We start from the raw sequence: 17,386 nt of genomic DNA, 5'->3' as shown, positions 1-17,386 counted from the left end.
GAGGGAAGGGTTGTGGCGCCGCGTTGACGCGATCGCATTCACCGCGACTTCGGACGGAGCGCCGGCGGCGGGATGCCGGCGCTCCGGTGGGCCCGGAGGCTGCGTGCCGTGCTCTGGGACCGCAGCGAATCTCTCCCGGTGGAGCGACGCCGAACAGCCCACCACCATCGACGTCTCGACGGCGTCAGGCCCACGCACCCGACAGCCGCCGCGTCACGACGGCGCTGAGTGTGCGTACGCCGTGCGCCGAGCCCGGGTCGATACCGGTGAGCTCACCGACCCGGCGCAGGCGGTAGTCCAGGGTGCGCGGGTGGACGTTGAGGGCCGCTGCCGTCGCGCCGCGGTTCATGTCGTGGCGATAGTAGGCATCGAGTGTGGTCACGAGGTCCGGGCCCGGTTCGAGTCTCCGGGCCACCGTGTGGAGCCAGGAGTCGATGAACGGCACGTCCGCGACGGCGAGTTCGACGAAGAGGTCCGCCATGGTGTGCGGCCGTAGTCGGCGGGACGGCTTCCCCAGCGGGGCCGACCTGCTGATCCGGCGGGCCCGTTCGAGGGCGTCGGGGAGTTCGTCGAGCGGTGCGGTGGCGGTGCCGGCGGCGCAGGGGCGGCCGAGCGCCTCGGCGAAGTCCCCGACGAGGTCCGCTACGGCGCCGGGCGCGGAGGGGAGCCGTATCGCCTCGTCGGCACACGGAACGACGGCGATCAGCTCACCGCCCCGCGTGCCGCTCTCCGGGTACCAGACGACCGGCACCCGGTGTGCCTTCACGAGCGTTTCGATCTCGATGGCCAGATCACGGTCGCCGAAGGGGCCGTCCGGCACACGGATCACCGCGACGGCGCAGAATTCGGGGAGCTTCAGGTCGAGGGCGGCGGCGAGCTCCGCGGCCATGGGATCGCCGGTCAGCAGCGACCTGGCCAGCAGGGCGACCTGTTCGACGTACGGCAGTCGGCGGCGCAGCACCGTGATGAAACCCTGTCGGTAGGCGACGATGCCGCGGTCGCCCTGCGGGGCGAACCAGGTCATCACCTGCATGAGTTCCTCGACCTGGCCGCCGCGCAGGCTCTCGGCCGCCTCCTGGATGTCGCGCAGCATGAGCGTGGTGTGCAGCTGCAGTACCCGCTGCCGCGAATCCGAGGACATTCCGGCACCGGCCCGTATCTCGCCGATGGCCGCGATGTAGCGAAGGTCGTCGTCGGTCAGCTCGCTGTTGTCCGGAGACAGTTCGATCGTGCGGCGCCGCAGCCACACCGAGTATTCCATCGTCTCTGCCCGGCCCCGGGGCTTGGTTTCCCAAGTGCGGAACTCCGGAATCTCGGACAGATACATGTCGACTTCCCGGCGGGCGTTGGTCGGCGCCTGCCGGGCCAGTTCGGCGAATAGGCTCCCCATGGGCGGGAGCCTGCCATCGCAGGTGAACGGGTCGACAGGCGAAATCCGGACGTGATTTGTCACATCGCGTGAATGGAGTGCAAAGTTCCCGGATCTGGGCGGCGTTGTGCCGTGATCCGCTTGTGGAGCTGCGGTGAAGGTGACTAAATGCGAGTCGTCAGCATGTCGAAATTCGCATTCGCAGAGATCCGCATTCGTGGAGATTCACATCGCGCATGCTATTCACGTCGATGGCATTCGATCGAACGTGAAGGGAACACTGACGAAAGCAGGAATCAGAAAGAGACTCGCGGCGACGGCCGCGCTCCTGTCCATTTCCGCGGCCCTGCTGGCGAGCGCGCCCGGCACCGGCTCGGCCGCCCCCACGGCCACGCCCAGCCTGCGGGCCTTCGGGATCATCGGCGACGGCACCCTGATGGCCGGCTTCACCACGGACCGGCCGGACATGCTCAACCGGGTCCGGGTCATCACCTGCCTCAGTGGCGACACCAAGCTGCCCGCCATCGACCACCGCGTCCAGGACGGCCTGATGTACGGCCTAGAGGTTGTCCCGTATGAGGCGTGAGTTATCCGGTGAGGGCCAGGTTGTGGAGCCGGGCGATGCCCAGCATGGCCTGATGAACACCGTTGCCCTTGAGCCGGCAGTCCCGCAGGATCTTCCAGTTCTTCAACCGCGCCAGGGCGTGTTCCACCCGGGCTCGCGCCCTGCGGTGGACGGCATTCTCCGCTTCCTGGTGTGGGCTGAGGCGTGTCTGACCTCGTCGTTTGCGGTGCGGGACGAGCAGGCCGGTGCCTTGGTACCCGCCGTCGGCGATGGTCGGTGCGCCGCGGCAGGCCCGGTCGACGCCGGACTCGGTGAATGCCCGGCAGTCGTTGCGGCTGCCGGGCAGCGGAAGGCCGATCGCCACGACCAGACGGCTGTTGGCGTCGATAACGACCTGCAGGTTCGTCGAGTAGCGGTAGTTCTTGCTGGAGGCGGCGATGCTGCGGTCGCGGGTGGGCACGAGGGTGCCGTCGACGATGTAGACGGTGTCTTTGCGCGGCCGACGGGCCGGCGAGATGGCCAGCAGGGGCGCCAGGTGATCGAGGATGCGGTCGGCCGCAGACTTCGAGACCCCGAACAGCGGCGCCACTTGCCGCAATGTGAGGTTCGTGCGCCAGTACGTCGCCACCAGCAACACGCGGTTCTCCAGCGGCAGCCGCCAGGGACGGCCGCGCTGAACATCACCACCGCGACGCCGCACCAGAGCCACCAGCCTGGTGAACTGCGACTCGGTCAGTCCGGAGAACGGCTCAATCCACTTCGGATCATCCGCTGAGATCACCCCACCCATGCTCAGCCAACGCACCAACTGCCCCACCAGTTACGGGACAACCTCTAGGCGACAAGGGTGGCCTGTACACGATCAAGACGCCGCCGCAGACCTCCGATGCGGTGGTCACCAAGGGCAGAACCTGCGGCACAACCTCAATGACCACACCACGGTCGAGGACACCACCCTGACAACTCCGCCCCGCACCGGACCGACGCAGCCGCCGCTTCAACGCGCAGCCCAACGCGGGCCTGACATCTTCAGCCATCTGACCAACGGCAAGACGACGTCGGTCGCCGCGTTCCGACGCTCTACAGCATCAACCTCGTCACCGGCGAGCCGACTGCGATCTTCCCGTTCCCACTGAACAGCACGTCCTTGGCGGTCACCCTCACCGGAAGCTGACCCTCACCCGACGAACGGCTCGGACGCAGGTGCCGCTCGACCGGCTCCGGGGCACTCGATCGTTGATGCCGATCGCAAACGGGTTGCATCCCCGGCCTGTCCTTGGGCGGCCCGGGACACGTCCGGGACCTGACCGACGGCCGGGCTCAGCCGATGGCCAGGGAACGACCTGCCGGCGCCGACCGCGCACCACTCGGGTGACGGGGCGGCTCGGTTAGCGCTAGCGTGCGGCGGTGATCAGCAGTGAGGGAGTACACCTGGGTGCGGAGGCCGCACGTCGTCTGGCAGAGACAGGCCTCTTTGAGTTCGAGCCGGGTCTGACGGACGCCGAGTTCGCGAGCATCGAGCGAGAGCACGGCTTCGAATTCGCGGACGATCACCGAGCTTTCCTGGCGGCCGGCCTTCCGGTCAACCTTCCTCCCGAGGACGGGCAGACCTGGTCCAGGCCCTGGCCGGAGTGGCGCGGCGGCGACCTGGACAGCTTGCGCCGACAACTCGACTGGCCGGTCGAAGGTGTGCTCCTCGACGTTGAGCACAACGGGTTCTGGTACGCAGGCTGGGGCGAACGCCCGGCAGACGTAACAGCGGCACTCGATACGGCGCGTCGTCGCCTGAGGGAAGTGCCGGTGCTGGTTCCCGTGTATGCCCACCGGTATCTGCCTGTCGGCCGAGGGAGCTTCGGCCATCCGGTGCTCTCGATGTGGCAGACCGACATCATCTACTACGGCCTGGACCTGCTCGACTACATGCACCAGGAGTTCGACGAGACGCGGGGCGAGGCCGAGGAGACCTGGAACCCGACAGCAACGGCTCCCTTTTGGCGGGACCTTCTCTGACTCCTTGGTGTGGGCGGGCTGGGACGCTCAGCTTGGGAAGCTGCGGTCGCTTGCGGCGTGATTCCCCGCTGTTTCCCGCTCGATCTGGTGCGTTTGTGGTATGCAGTCGTGCGATGTCGGGCGGATCGTCTTGGTGAGCCCCATTACCACTTCCGCCACTTGTCCGTGAGCTGGTACCGGCCGAGGCCGTGGCGGGCGGTCAGGGCGACGACATCGACGCCGCGCTCGGTGAGCGACTCGTCGATGTAGTCGCACAGCTCTTCACGTTCCTCGGTTTCGAAGGCGCTGCCGTTGTGGGCGTCGTCCACCGCGTTGAGGGCCAGGACGACGCGTTCCACCACAGCAAGACCTGTTCGTCGGGGGCACCGCCAAGTCCAGGAAGCTCGCCCTCGAACGCGTCGAGGACTACATCGGTCGCCGTAAGCAGTTCCTCGGGGAACAGTGCTGCCATGCAGGCACACTCGGGTTCCAGAGTGCCGGCGGCAAGCTCCTCGGCTTCCTCAGCTATGCCGTGACGCCAGCTCGTAGTCGGTCTCTCAGCCATGGGCGGGACCGTACAGCTCGGGACTGACAGCGAAGGCCGAACACCCGAGGGGCGGTCAGCGGCCTCCGCACCATGCGCACGCTTTCCAACTGTGTTGGTGGGGTGGTGAGCGTCGTTCGGAGGGGTTCGCCTGTGTTCATGGGTGGCTGGCTCGTGCGGCGAGCCTGACTGGTGGTCTCCTCTGAACGGCCGTGAACGCGGGTGAGTGAGACGGGAACTGAGACGGTGAGGCGGCGGGGGGCTGCTTCACTCTTCCCCAGGTGGGATGATGCGATCGGCGCTCTCGGCGTCGTCCACGTGTCCGTGGGCGTCGACGGTGATCGGTGTTGCTCGTCCCTTGGACGTGATGAGCCACGCCAGTACCTGCTCCGTCAACGGCCCGTTGTCGGGGCCCTCGTCCTTCCAGTACGCGCGCCAGCCTCCTCCGGGGATGGCGGCAGTCACCTGGTCGGCCTGCTCAAGGTGGGAGAAGTCCGGGTAGTCCGTGACCGGGCGGCGGGTACCGCGCTTGGGATCGACCACGAGGGCAACGCCCGTCGCCTCGTCCCAGGCGTCAACGTGCACCGTTCGGCCGATCATCGTCTCCGTGCCGGTGAATATCGCGAGCCAGCCTGTGCCATTGAAGTAGCGCATGCGGTCATCGTCCATGACGGCAGCCGGCCTCTCGGTAGGGGTTCGGTGCCCTGGAGGGAGCTCAGCTTTGGATCTCGGGTCCTCTGGCCTGGGTCGCGCTGACCTGTGGCTAAGGGCGGCAGTTCAACGCTTCTCGTGAGGGAGTGGGGCGGTGGGAGGTTCGGGCTTTTGGCTGCTCGTCGGGGCTGCCACGGCATCCTTGAGCCGGCATTCGATGGGTGGAGGGTGGAGATCTCCCGGGCCTGCTGGAGTGGGCAGGATGAGTTCGGTCCAGCAGCACTTGCCTGTCTCCCTCGGCTCGGTGCCGTGGCGGTCGGCCAGTGCCGCGATGAGGAGCAGTCCCCGGCCGTGCTCGCTGTTCATGTCCGGGTGGCCGGGGTGGGGCAGCTCCGGACTGGAGTAGTGGACCTCGATGCGGAGAACGGGGCCGGCCGGCTGTAGTAGCAGGGATACGCGATCACCGTATGTGTGCTTGACCGCGTTGGTGAGCAGCTCGCTGATCAGTAACGCGGCGGTGCGCACGGCGTCCTCGTTCCGCTCCGCGCACCAGCCTCGTATCCCGGCCACGGCCTGGCGGCGCGCGGTGGTCACCGCATCGGGCGTGGCTGAAACGGAGAGACTGAGCCGGTGCGTTGCCATGGGTCACCTTCCGGTTGAGGGGTGGCAACTGCACGCAAGCAGGTGTCGGTTGGCGACGACGGATGTAGGAGGCGCTGCTGCATCGGCTATGCAGAGGCTGCATCACGTCGAGGTACGGCTGACCTACGCTCCGTTGAGCGGGCATGCTCGGCAGCGCTCTCGCGGCCATCGGGCTTTCCTCGGGTGCCGGGCGGTGAGGGTGTGTTCTGGACGGGGGCTGCGTCAGCGCACGCCTGCCGTGTCGAGCAGGGTGGTCACGGTGGGCTCGATGAGCCCGGTCAGGTCGTCGGCCTGAATTCCCGCGCGGGCGCTCGCGCCGTCGAAGACCAGGCTGAGCTGCCGGGCCAGCAGATCGGGATCGCTCGCCCCGCCCTGCTCGGCCTCGGCGCGGAAGAAGGCGGTCAGGTTCGCCTTGACCTGATGGGCGACCCGGCTCGCGGGGTGACTCTGGTCCTTGAGCTCGATCTGCACGGCCAGGTACCGACAGCCTCGGAACTCGGGTGCTCCTGCCTGCGATTCCACCTGCTCGAAAACGTGCAGGATCCGCTCGCGGGGTGACCGGCCCGCCGCGGGCAGGAGAGTCGCCACGTAGGCGGAGGCGCGCTCCTTCAGGCTTACCGCCAGGAGTTCGTCCTTGCTCTCGAACAGCTGGTACATGGAGCGCTTCGACACCCCCGCCGCCTTGCACAGCGCCTCGACGCCGATGCTGACGCCGTCCCGGTAGGTGAGCGTGGCCGCCGCCTCCAGCAGCCGCTCCCTGGGGCTTGGTTTCACTTCGGTGGTCATAGCGCGAGGTTAACCCGAAGCGGACAAATTGAAAACCGATCGGTTTCCAGCGGGGCGGCACTCCGAGTACCGGGACGCGGTGCAGCCCCTTGCGGTCGCACCACCCCAGTACGCCGAAGCCGAACAGCGCGGCCGCCACGAGGGCGCTGGCCATCACGACCCAGCCTCGGGTCAGGTCCGCGTCGCCCTGGGCGTCGTAGTAGAGGATCGAGCGCATACCACCGGTGATCTGCCGCAGGGGCTCGAATCCGGAGGCCGCGAGCGCGCACACCGAGTACAGCCACAGCAGGGGCAGTCGGGACGTTGGCGGAGAGCATGCCGCACACGACCAGGACGAGGGCGTAGTAGAGCCCCGTCCGGCCTAGGCCGCTGTGTGAGTCGAGCGGATGGCCGTCCTCGACCGTGACGGCGGCCGGGTCGGCGGGCAGCTTCGCCTGCCGGGCACCGGTCTGCGCGGTCAGCTCCTCTCCCACCTGGCGCGAGGCGTTCCCGGCCGCCGGTGTCGCCTCCGTCCAGCGCGATCGTGCGGCTCTCCTGGGAGCGGCGCGGCGACACCTCCTGGAGTGCGGAGTGGGTGCCACCTCCACGCGTCGCACGCCCGACATCGACCAGGCCGGGCCGCTGGCGGGCTTGCGCTCGGAAACCGATCGGTTTACTCTCACGGAAACCGATCGGTTTCTCATTCTGTGGAGGCAGTCATGACTGCTTTGAAGGGCGCGAACGTCTTCGTCACCGGCGGCAGCCGAGGCATAGGCAAGGCGTTGGTGGAGGAGCTGTACGCGCGCGGTGCCGGCAAGGTCTACGCCACGGCCCGCGACCCGCGCGGCGTGACACACCCGGATGCAGTCCCGGTGGCGCTGGAGGTCACCGACCCGGCCTCCGTGGCCGCGGCCGCCGCGCAGGCGCAGGACGTCACCGTGCTGATCAACAACGCCGGTGCCGCGGTCGGCGCGTCCTTCCTCGACTCTCCGGTCGACGACATACGCCGGGAGTTCGAGACCAACTTCTACGGCCCGCTCCTGGTCGCCCGGGCCTTCGTGCCGGTCATCGAGCGCAACGGCGGCGGCCACCTCCTCAACGTGCACTCCGTGCTCTCCTGGCTGGCCCTGGGCGGCTCCTACAGCGCCTCCAAGGCCGCCCTGTGGTCGCAGACCAACTCCCTGCGCCTGGAGCTCCAGCCGCGCGGCATCGCCGTCACCGGACTGCACGTGGGATACGTGGACACCGACCTGGCGGCCGGCGTCGACGCGCCCAAGTCCGCCCCTCGTGACGTCGCCGCCCTCGCCCTCGACGGGGTCGAGACGGGCGCGTACGAGGTGCTCGCCGACGACATCTCACGGCAGGTCAAGGCGGGCTTGGCCGGCGACCTGGCGGGACTGTACGCCCAGCTGGCGAAGTAGCTGTCACCCACAAGGAGTCGGCGAGATGCCCAGCCACGAGTCACGACCCACGATCCACATTCCGGGGACCACCAGCCACACCGTCGCCCCGCGCGCGGGACTTGACGGCCGCGAGGGGACCCTGCGCTACCTCAAGGCGGGCACCGGCGCTCCCCTGGTCCTGCTGCACACCGTGCGCACCCAGGCCGAGCACTTCCGCCACCTCATCCCGCTGATCGCGGACCACTACACCGTGTACGCCCTCGACCTGCCGGGGATGGGCTACTCCGAGATCGTGCCCGGTGCGTCGTACGACGAGCCGGCCATGCGCGCGGGTGTCGAGCGGCTCCTCACCGAACTCGACCTCCACGACGTGACGTTGCTGGGCGAGTCCATGGGGGCGGTGCTCGCCCTGACCACCGCCGGCGACCTCCCGGAGCGGGTACGGCGCGTCGTCGCGGTCAACACCTACGACTTCCGCGGTGGGATCGCCCGCTCCAGCCTCCTCGCCCGCGTGGTGATCAGCGGTGTCCTCGCCCCCGGGGTGGGCCCGGTGATCGCCGGGGTGGAGCCCAAGCCCGCCCTCAGCAAGATCCTTCAGGGCGGGCTCGGCGACAAGAGCGCACTGCGGGAGGACTACGTGGACGAGCTCCTCCAGGTGGGCAGCCGCCCCGGCTACCCGACCGTCGCCCGAGCCGTGTACCAGAGCCTGCCCAGCCTCATCGCCGCCCGCTCGCGCTACCGCGAGGTCAAGGCGCCCGTCCACCTCGTCTACGGGGAAAAGGACTGGTCCCGGCCCTCGGACCGGGAAGCCAACAAGCAACTGCTGCCGGCCGCCGACTTCACACAGGTCCCCAAGGCGGGCCACTTCATCGCCCTGGAACGGCCCGACGTGCTGGCCGACCTGCTGAAGGCGGTGGCCTGAGCGCCCAAGACCGCTTCGGCCACCTGTAGCGGCGTCGCGCTCCCACGCTGCGTGAGGGTCCCTTGGGCTTGCCGGGCGCGGTCGTCGACCGGCACCCGGCAGCCGAAGAGGGGCACCGTCCGGGACGTCACCGGGTCGGTCACGCCGCGCCCGTAAAGGCCCACTCCCCGTGCCCGACACGGAAGACGACGAACGCGGGGTCGCGACGCAGGAACTCCGCGTCCTTCGGGGCGGCCACCCCCTCGCGCGCCCTTCCCGGCACATGCACCTCGGCCGTCGAGCCCACCGGCACCCGCACCGACAGCCGCAGCTCCCTGTCCAGCCGTGACCAGGACACGGCGGCCTCGCCGCGCACCGTACGGATCGACGTACGGGCCCAGTTCACTCCCGTACGGGCGTCGGGGCGCACCGTGAAGGTGCGGTAGCCGGCGTCCCCGGGGCGCAGCCCGGCCACGTTCTCGTACAGCCACTGTGCGACCGTGCCCAGGAAGTAGTGGTCGCGGGAGCGGGAGTCCAGCGGCCACATCTCCCACATGGTGTCGGCGCCGTTGGCGTACCAGTATCCCCAGCTCGGATAGGTGCGCTGGGTCGCGACGGCGTGTGCCGCGTCCGGGTGGCCGTGGGCGCACAGCACCCGCAGGAGGACGCTCGTGCCCAGGCAGCCGGTGTTGAGATGGTTGCCGCGTGCCTTGATGTCCGCCACCAGACTGTCCACCACGGAGGTACGGGCGCCGGCCGGCACCAGGCCGAAGGCGAGCGGGATCGCGTTGGACGTCTGCCGGTACCCGGGGTCCTTCGCCGTGCGGTAGTGGCCCTCGGGGCTCAGGAACGCCTCGTTGAACGCGGTCTTCAGCTTCTCGGCCGCCTCCCGGTACCGCTTCACGACCGCGCCGTCGCCCAGCAGCTCGCCCAGTTCGGCGGTGTGCAGCAGCGCCCGGTGGAGGTACGCGGTCGCGGTCAGCCGGGTGTCCTCCGGGGGAATCTCGTAGCCGGGCGCCACCCAGTCACCGAGCGCCGTGACCGCCAGCCCGTCCCGCAGCCGGGACAGCTCCCAGTCCAGGTACCGGGTCAGCGTCGCCCAGTGCTCGCGGGCGACGCGCTCGTCCCCGTACACCCGGTACATCTCACGGACGACGAACGCATAGACGGTCGTCCACTCGGGGGAGGGGGCCAGCTCCCGGTAGCCCCACCCGCCGCTCGGCACGATCACCGGCACCTGTCCCTCGCCGTTCTGGCTGTCCGCCAGATCGCCCAGCCACTTGGACAGGAAGCGGTGCACCCCGAAGGCGTACGTCATCACCGGCGTGCCGACCTGGGCGTCGCCGGTCCAGCCGTTCTTCTCGTACATGGGGGTGTCGGTCGGGATGCCGTGCAGGTTGTTGAGGATCGTGCGGCGCATGGCACCGTCCAGCCACTCGTAGAACGGCTCCGAGCAGCCGAAGGAGCTGACCTCCTCGACGCGTGTGTGCACCAGCCGTCCCAGCACTTGTTCCGGGGAGGGACGTGCGGGCAGGCCGTGGATCTCGACGTAACGGAAGCCCTTGTACGAGAACTTCGGCTCCCAGGACTCCTCCTCCTCATCCTCCTCCCCGCCGTCGCCCGCGCAGATGTACTCGTCGGTCTGGAAGCGGCCCGGGACATGGCCGGTCTCAGCGTGCACACTTCCGTCGGCCTTCAGCTTCTCGCCGTGGACCAGGCGGACGACGGTGCCCGGCTCGGCGCCCCGGACGGTGAGGCGGGTCCAGCCCGCCATGGTGCGGCCCATGTCCACCACGTACACCCCGGGGCGGAGCTCGGAGGTCTCCGTCGGCCGCACCGTCTCGACGATCTCGATCGGGTCGTGCGGCTGCGCCGTGAGCGCGCCCCGGGGCGCCTGCCGCACACCCGCCGTCCGCCAGCCGCTGTCGTCGAAGCCGGGACGGGTCCATCCGCGCGGTGCCCGGCGAGCGTCGTACGTCTCGCCCGCGTAGAGGGAGTTGGACAGGGTCGGCCCCTCGGTGATCCGCCACTCGCCGTCGGAGGCGACGGTGGTGCGGGAGCCGTCCGGGTGGTCGATCTCCAGCTGGGCCAGCAGCCGGGGCTCGCCGTGCCACGGTGGGCGGTGCCAGTTCCAGACGTTGGGGGTGGTCATGCCGAAGAAGCCGCGGCCGAGGGTGACACCGATGGCGTTCTCACCGCGCCGGAGCAGCCCGGTGACGTCGTGGACGGCGTACAGCACGGTCTCGTCGTAGTCCGTGAAGCCGGGGTCGAGCACCTGCCGGCCGACCCTGCGGCCGTCGATCTCGGCTTCGTAGTAGGCGAGTCCGCTGATGTAGAGGCGGGCTCGGGAGATCCGTCGCGGCACGGTGAAGGCGCGGCGCAGCAGCGGCGCGGGCTGCTCCGGCACGGCGACGCTCACCCCACTGCCCCAGGGCCCCTGCCCGTACGGAGCGAGTACCGCGGCCTCGGCCCAGTCCGTGTCGTCGAACTCCGGGCGCTGCCAGCCGTCTTGGGGCTCGGTCTCGACGACGCGCCAGCCGGGGCCGGTGACCAGCTCATGCTGCCCACCGTCCTCCATCTCGACGACCAGCCGGGCCAGCAGGCCGGCGGGGTTCACCGAGGCGCCGGGGCGGTTGGTGGCGCGGACGGCGAGTACCACCGGGCGGTCGGCGGCGCGGGCAGCCTCGGTGACCTCGGTGACGTCGACCGCATGGCCGGTTCGCCAGCCGTCCTGCCGCTCCGGCGCGTGCAGCACCTGCCGGCCGTCCAGATGGAGCGTGAAGTCGTCGTCGGCGGTGGCGGCCACGGTGGCTCGCCGCACCCGTGCGCCGTCATCCGGCAGACGCAGCTCCGCCCGGAACCAGCGCGGTCCCACGGGGGCGTCGGAGGATGTGGCGCCCGGCGACCAGATCCATGAGGCACCGGAGAGGGAGGGTGGCTGCGCGGGAGCGTCGGCGCCGATCCAGCGGGCTTGCCAGTCGGCGGCCGACAACGTTGTCTCCCACCAGTGGACACCGCTCCAGCGGGAGGGCCGTCCGGTGCCGTCCCAGACTCGTACCCGCCAGTGGTACCGGGTACGGGGGCGCGGCGCGGGGCCGCCGTAGGGGACGCCCACGCTCTGGTCGGACGCCACCTTCCCCGAGTCCCAGACCAGCTTGGCCGCCGTCCCGGTGCCGTTCGTCAGCTCCCGCGGGGCGAGGGCCACCTGGACCTGGTACGCGCTCTGCCGGGCGCCGCGCCCCGGTGCGGACAACTCCCAGCTGAGGCGAGGGTGTTCGACGTCCGTACCGAGGAGCCGCTCGGCGTACTCGACGGTGGTGCGCTCGATCCGGAGGGGCCCGGTGCGGCTGTCCTCCGGACCCGGCGCCGGTGTGCCGGCGGCCGCCCCGGACCCGGCCGTGAACGCGGTCAACCCAGCGCCCGCGCCTGCCGTCGTGCTTCTGAGGAAGAGTCTTCGGTTCCAGATCTGGCCCATACGCGTTCCTCGCTCGCTGTGTCGCCCCGGACAACGGACCGTGCTTGAAACGATTCAGGATTCTTCTTGCCGGAAATGCTATGCACGCGAACTCGCCCCAACAAGGTGTGTGACAGCGGTGATTCGGGCGAGTGGCGGGCTGAGAGGGTTGAGAGGGGCGGGAGGCAGGGCCGGCCTCCGATCGGCTGTCGCGCGGCGACCCAGGTCCCAGGAAACGGGTCTCGCCATTTGAGGCGATCGGAGCTTGTTGCTGCCGAAGTGGCATCCTGAAGCGCTTGGAATCGAACTCGCGCTCTCAGCTTGGGAAGGGACGGCGCCGCCGAATCTGTCATCTTCTTCAGGGTTTTCTCGAGGTTCTCCTCGAACTCCTGGAGTGGTGTGTCGATCGCGGTCTCCTGGGCTCTTGAATCCATATACGAGGAGAAATTGTGAAAGACGGCGGTGCGGGCCCTCACTTCGACAAGCTCGGCACGCAGGCCGATGGAGGCCCTGCCGATGCGCACGCCCCCCTGCATAAGTGTGCTTTCGACCACCCTGAGACCAGGGCGGCATGGGAGCAGGCCCGGAGGAAAGCGAAGAGGGGGCGCTGGGTCTGGCACTTCTTGTATGCCCTCTCTTGGGTGGCGTACTTCGTGCTCTTTGGAAATCTCTCAAGCGAAAACGCCAGGGAGCAGGCTGCCGGCGGCATCGTCCTGGTGTCATTTGTCTATCTGACTCTTCTCTACCTGCGCCGCGACGTAATGGGTTCCCTGAAGCGCATCCGGCGTGTGCTCGAGCAGCATCCGTGGCAGCTGATCTCCGCGGCGCACCGGCCCGACGGTGTCAAGGACGTCATGGGCGTGCCCGTCCAGCTGCGATACCGCGAAGGCGAGGAGTTGACCGGTCTCATGTCCGCGCGGAATCCGCTTCGCCGACGTCACTGGCCCGAGGAACTTGAGCACGGTGCCTGGTACGCCGGTCAGGTCTGGCAGGCAGGAGGCGCCAGGACGCGTGGATTCGGTGTCCTCGCCGTCCCGGGTGGCGGCGAGCTCATGGAGGTGTCGCGGGAGACGGCGGTGCGCCGGTAAGCAGGGGGGAGTCGTGTTCTCCGGTTTGGTGGCTGGGGTTGTCCGTTCCTACGGGTTGGGTGAGCGTGAAGGCCGATGCCTCGGGTTCGGCTCGCTCGGCTGTCTGCTCCAGCGGTCTCCTCGCGAGTGCGGACACGGGATGAGTTGGTCATTGCGCGGTGGTGCATTTGAGGTGCTATCGGGCGGCTGGCTGGCAGCCGGTTTCGGCGGACTGGTCGTGCAGATAACGGGACCGTTCCAGAGGGGTGAGAGTTGTGTCGATGGCCTCGCAGATGTTCCGCATCGCGCGGGCCGGGTCGGGCAGGTCGACGTTCCACAGCCCGACGGAGTCGCCTGTGCTGACGGCCAGAGTGCGTCCGTCCGGGCTGAACGCCAGTGCTGCCGGCGAGCGGGTCCGCAGGGTGATTCTGAGCCGGCTGATGGCGAGGTCCCATAGCTGGACTCCTCTTGCGCTGCTTGCGGCCAGCGTGCGTCCGTCGGAGCTGAAAGCCAGCGAAGCCACCTCACCGCCGGCACTGAAGCTCTCCTGGAGCTGACCGGTGCGCACAGCCCAGGTCTTCACCAGGCCGTTACTGCCGCTCGCTGTGGCCAGGGTGTGCCCGTCCGGGCTGAACGCGAGGGACAGCGGGCTCCTGGTACTCGGCTTGATGGTGCGCCGTGTGCGGCCGGTTGCGGCGTCGAGCAGCGTGACCTGTTCGCCGTCGGCGTCGACGTGAACGACGGCGAGTGTGCGGCCGTCCGGGGCGAACGCCGCCGCCCTTACGGGTCGGCCGCGGCCGGTGTGGGCGGTGCGCAGTGCGCCGGTTGGAAGGTGCCAGATCCGTACCGATCCCTCTGTGCCGACGGTGGCGAGTCGCGTCCCGTCGGGACTGAAGACCGCTGTGTCGATGGCGCCCAGGGCACGGCTGTGGCGTAGGCGTCCCGTGGCGACATCCCGGACCTCAACCACTCTCTTCTTGCCGGCCCTGGCAGCCAGGGCGCGCCCATTCGGTCTGAAACCCACGGCCCCGAGGCGGGGAATCGTGACGGCCAACTGCTTGCCCCGGAGTGCCGGACCGGTGTCGAGCGCCAGTGCGGCTTCGTGATCGCCGGTCCTGACATCCCAAAGCTGTACCGACCCACGTCCGGGTGGCCCTTGGCGAACCGCGGCCACCGTGCGTCCGTCCGGACTGAACGCCATGTCGGCGACGTAGGTGCCGGCGTGGCCTGACAGAGTGGTCTGCGGTTGATCGACAGGTGGGCGGTGGACGCGGACGGCGGGGTCCAAGTTGCTGCTGGTGACCAGAGTGCGGCCGTCCGCGCCGAGGGCCACGTCCATGGCCCCGCGTCCGTGATGACCGGCGGTCACGGTGGCCCGCGCTGTGCCGGTGGCGGTGTCCCACAGTCGCACCGTGTCGCCGGGGCCCGGGATGGCGAGGGTCCGCCCGTCCGGAGCGAAGGCCATCCCGTTCAACTCGTCGGCATCGTCCCTGATGGTGTGCCGGACGATGCCAGTGGCCACCTCCCGTAGTTGCACCGAACCGTCGGTGGCGGCAACCGCGTACGTCCGGCCGTCAGGGCTGAAGACCACGGCATCGCCCTTGATCCGGCTGTCGTGGGCGTTCCGGGTGCGGCCGGTGGCCACGTCCCATACCCGCACGAGTCCGCTGCGGCTTACGACAGCGGCGACGGTGCGTCCGTCCGGGCCGAAGGCGACCGCCTGCGGGTCGACGTGGCTGGTGAAGCTGTGCCGCTTGCGGCCGGTGGCGACATCCCACACCCGTACGGCCGCCGGCGAGGAGACGGCCACGGTACGACCGTCAGGGCTGAAGTCCATCCCGCGCACCGAACCATCGGGGACGGTGAAGGTTCTGAGCTTCCTTCCGGTGACCGGATCCCACAGGGCCACGGTCCCGCCGGTTCCACTGGCGGTGGTGACAGCGAGGGTGCGTCCGTCGGGGCTGAACGCGACGGCTTCGCTGATGTGGCCGGTGAATGTGTGTCGGAGCCGGCCGTCGGGCAGGTTCCAGATCCGTACTTTGCCGTCGCCGCTCTGCGCGGCGAGGGTGTGTCCGTCCGGACTGAGGGCGACGGATTGCACGGGTTCGGTACCGCTGATCAGTCGCTTGCGCAGCGGCAGCGCCGCGGCGGCGTACAGGGCGGCGGTGGCTTCGCGGGTCGGGCTGGTGCGGTAGGCGTGGACGGCGAGCAGTGAGGCGAGGTCGGGGTCGGAGTCCAGCAGTGCGCTGGACTGGGCGGCCAGTTGCCGGGACTGGGCCAGGTGCTGGGCGGTGACCGCGCTCTGCCACTGCCCCATGGCGAGGCCGGCGGCGACGAGTGCGAGGCACAGGGCGGCGGTGACCGCGGTGAGCACCTGCCGGTACCGTCGACGGCCCTTGTGCTCATGGTCGCAGCTGGCGTCGAGGAAGGCGTACTCCAAGTCCGTCAGGTCCTCACGCGGTGCGCCGCCGAAGTGTTCCTGGGCGGCGGCGAGCCGGCTTCCCCGGTACAAGGCGCCCTCTTCACGGTTCAGTTCCTGCCAGGCGTGGGCCGCCTCAGTCAGTTTCCGGTGCACCCGCAGGCGTTCGCGGTCCTCCTCGATCCACTCGCGCAGCCGGGGCCAGGCCGTGATCAGGGCCTCGTGGGCCATCTCGACCGTGTCGCCGTCCAGGATGAGCAGCCGCGCTCGGACGAGTGCCTCCACCACCTGGGCGGTGTCATCCCGGCCGGTGCCGGGCAGTTCCGCGCGCTGGACGGGACGGCGGGTGTCGGAGGTGCCGTCACCGGGGGCGATCAGGCGCAGGAACACACGGCGGGCGGCACCCGCCTGGTCTTCAGTGAACCGGCCGTAGACCTCCTCGGCGGTCTTGGCGATCGCGCCGTCCAGACATCCGGCCGCCTCGTAGCCCGCCATGGTCAGTGTCTTGCCACGGCGGCGGCCCCAGGTCTCCAGCAACGCGTGAGACAGCAGCGGCAGCCCGCCCGGCGCGTCGGCGACCTCCTTGACCAGCCGGGTCGTAAGGGCGCGCTCCACGGTCAGTCCGGCGGCCGTGGCCGGCCTGACGACGGCGTCGCGCAGCTCCGCGGGACTCATCGCCCCGGCCAGCAGGACGGCGTCGCGCAGTGCGTCGGCCAGGTCGCGGTGCTCGGCGCAGCGGCCGTAGAAGTCGCCGCGCACCGCCAGCAGCACCCGTAAGCGGCTCTCGGGCTGCCGGGAGGCCAGCAGCAGGTCGATGAAGGAGGCACGCTCGGCGGCATCGTGGCAGAGGGTGAAGACCTCCTCGAACTGGTCGACGATCACGAGCGTGTCCGTCCCGGCGCCGCCGTCGCCGGGAGCCGCGGGTGTGAGGAGGGGGGCGTGGGTGCGGGCGGGGCGTTCGCCCGGGGTCAGGATCCGGATCGTGGCCGGACGCAGGTCCCTCTCCTTGGTCTGCCGGAGGACGGGTATGAGGCCGGCCCGCAGCAGGGAGGACTTGCCGCTGCCGGAGGGGCCGAAGACCGCCGCGAACCGCCGGCGGTTCAGCAGGTCGATCAGGTCGGCGGTGAGCCGTTCCCGGCCGAAGAACAGGCCGCTGTCACCGGGTTCGAACCGTGCCAGACCTCGGTACGGCGGGAGTGATCCGTCGTCGTCCCGAGAGCCGTCGCCGGCGGACTCCGCCACCGCCTCCTTCCACCGGGCCTCCCATTCCGCGGGGTCTCCACCGCACGCCCCCACATAGGCCAGGGTCACCGGCAGCGTCGGCAGTTGCTCGCCTGCGGCCGCCTGCGACAGCGTGGTCACCGAGTAGCCCGCCCGTTGGGCCAGAGCCCGGTAGGTGATCCCGCCGGCTTCCGACCGCAGCTTGCGTAACTCGGACGCAAATCGCTGCACCGGACCCGACGCCGGATCAACCGGCACCTCACGACGCCCCGCCACACCCTCACCCCGCCATTGTTCGGACGCCAGAACGGTACTGCCGAACAATGCTCCAGCCGCTGAACTCGTTGATGTGAGCGGCGCGGGGGACCGCGTCGGCACCGCCGCACAACACGCCCA

At 69.6% G+C, this 17,386-nt stretch carries 12 protein-coding genes and 2 pseudogenes; 5 read left to right on the top strand and 9 right to left on the bottom strand.

Features of this window, described 5'->3' with window-relative positions; translation table 11 throughout:
• Positions 1-184: 184 nt before the first annotated feature.
• Positions 185-1,390, bottom strand: coding sequence for a PucR family transcriptional regulator (locus IM697_RS44195; RefSeq protein ID WP_194043355.1), 1,206 nt, complete (start codon positions 1,388-1,390; stop codon positions 185-187).
• 307 nt (positions 1,391-1,697) lie between these two features.
• Between IM697_RS44195 and IM697_RS44190 the strand changes: the two are divergent.
• Positions 1,698-1,931, top strand: a pseudogene (locus IM697_RS44190) (DUF4394 domain-containing protein); the annotation flags it as partial.
• Positions 1,932-1,956: 25 nt separating this feature from the next.
• On the opposite strand, the gene IM697_RS44185 reads toward IM697_RS44190, so the two are convergent.
• Entirely contained in the window at positions 1,957-2,724 is a 768-nt protein-coding gene (locus IM697_RS44185; RefSeq protein ID WP_194038268.1) for a transposase, read from the bottom strand.
• A 617-nt stretch (positions 2,725-3,341) separates the two neighbouring features.
• Here IM697_RS44185 and IM697_RS44180 point away from each other — a divergent pair.
• Positions 3,342-3,944, top strand: coding sequence for a hypothetical protein (locus IM697_RS44180; RefSeq protein WP_194043353.1), 603 nt, complete (start codon positions 3,342-3,344; stop codon positions 3,942-3,944).
• 143 nt (positions 3,945-4,087) lie between these two features.
• Here the strand turns inward: IM697_RS44180 and IM697_RS45350 are convergent, their stop codons facing one another.
• The 5 genes and pseudogenes from IM697_RS45350 to IM697_RS45345 form a co-directional block, all read right to left on the bottom strand.
• Positions 4,088-4,282 carry a hypothetical protein gene (locus tag IM697_RS45350; RefSeq protein ID WP_228044432.1) on the bottom strand — a complete coding sequence of 65 codons (195 nt, stop codon included), beginning with the start codon at positions 4,280-4,282 and terminating at the stop codon, positions 4,088-4,090.
• A gap of 452 nt (positions 4,283-4,734) precedes the next feature.
• Entirely contained in the window at positions 4,735-5,121 is a 387-nt protein-coding gene (locus tag IM697_RS44170; protein WP_228044431.1) for a hypothetical protein, read from the bottom strand.
• A gap of 123 nt (positions 5,122-5,244) precedes the next feature.
• The gene (locus IM697_RS44165; RefSeq protein WP_265582697.1) at positions 5,245-5,712 is read right to left on the bottom strand and encodes an ATP-binding protein; all 468 of its coding nucleotides are present in this window, start codon (positions 5,710-5,712) and stop codon (positions 5,245-5,247) included.
• A 270-nt stretch (positions 5,713-5,982) separates the two neighbouring features.
• On the bottom strand, positions 5,983-6,546 hold the full coding sequence (locus IM697_RS44160; RefSeq protein WP_194043347.1) for a TetR/AcrR family transcriptional regulator: 564 nt from the start codon (positions 6,544-6,546) through the stop codon (positions 5,983-5,985).
• 55 nt (positions 6,547-6,601) lie between these two features.
• A pseudogene (locus IM697_RS45345) lies at positions 6,602-7,058 on the bottom strand (ABC transporter); the annotation flags it as partial.
• A 186-nt stretch (positions 7,059-7,244) separates the two neighbouring features.
• On the opposite strand from IM697_RS45345, the gene IM697_RS44155 reads away from it, so the two are divergent.
• A complete protein-coding gene (locus tag IM697_RS44155; protein ID WP_194043338.1) occupies positions 7,245-7,946 on the top strand; it encodes an SDR family oxidoreductase in 702 nt (233 codons plus the stop codon).
• 25 nt (positions 7,947-7,971) lie between these two features.
• Positions 7,972-8,850, top strand: coding sequence for an alpha/beta fold hydrolase (locus IM697_RS44150; RefSeq protein ID WP_194043336.1), 879 nt, complete (start codon positions 7,972-7,974; stop codon positions 8,848-8,850).
• Between the two features lie 139 nt (positions 8,851-8,989).
• Here IM697_RS44150 and IM697_RS44145 read toward each other — a convergent pair whose 3' ends face one another.
• On the bottom strand, positions 8,990-12,304 hold the full coding sequence (locus IM697_RS44145; protein WP_194043334.1) for an alpha-L-rhamnosidase: 3,315 nt from the start codon (positions 12,302-12,304) through the stop codon (positions 8,990-8,992).
• 620 nt (positions 12,305-12,924) lie between these two features.
• Here IM697_RS44145 and IM697_RS44140 point away from each other — a divergent pair.
• Entirely contained in the window at positions 12,925-13,371 is a 447-nt protein-coding gene (locus tag IM697_RS44140; RefSeq protein ID WP_194043332.1) for a hypothetical protein, read from the top strand.
• 175 nt (positions 13,372-13,546) lie between these two features.
• On the opposite strand, the gene IM697_RS44135 is transcribed toward IM697_RS44140, so the two are convergent.
• Positions 13,547-17,266 (bottom strand): nSTAND1 domain-containing NTPase, encoded by a 3,720-nt coding sequence (locus IM697_RS44135; RefSeq protein WP_194043330.1) that lies wholly within the window; start codon positions 17,264-17,266, stop codon positions 13,547-13,549.
• Positions 17,267-17,386: the final 120 nt, after the last annotated feature.

Origin of the sequence: Streptomyces ferrugineus, from assembly GCF_015160855.1 — a bacterium.
GTDB classification, from domain to species: Bacteria; Actinomycetota; Actinomycetes; order Streptomycetales; family Streptomycetaceae; genus Streptomyces; species Streptomyces ferrugineus.
Note: the sequence above shows the minus strand (reverse complement) of the source record. Positions and strands in the feature narration are given on the sequence as shown.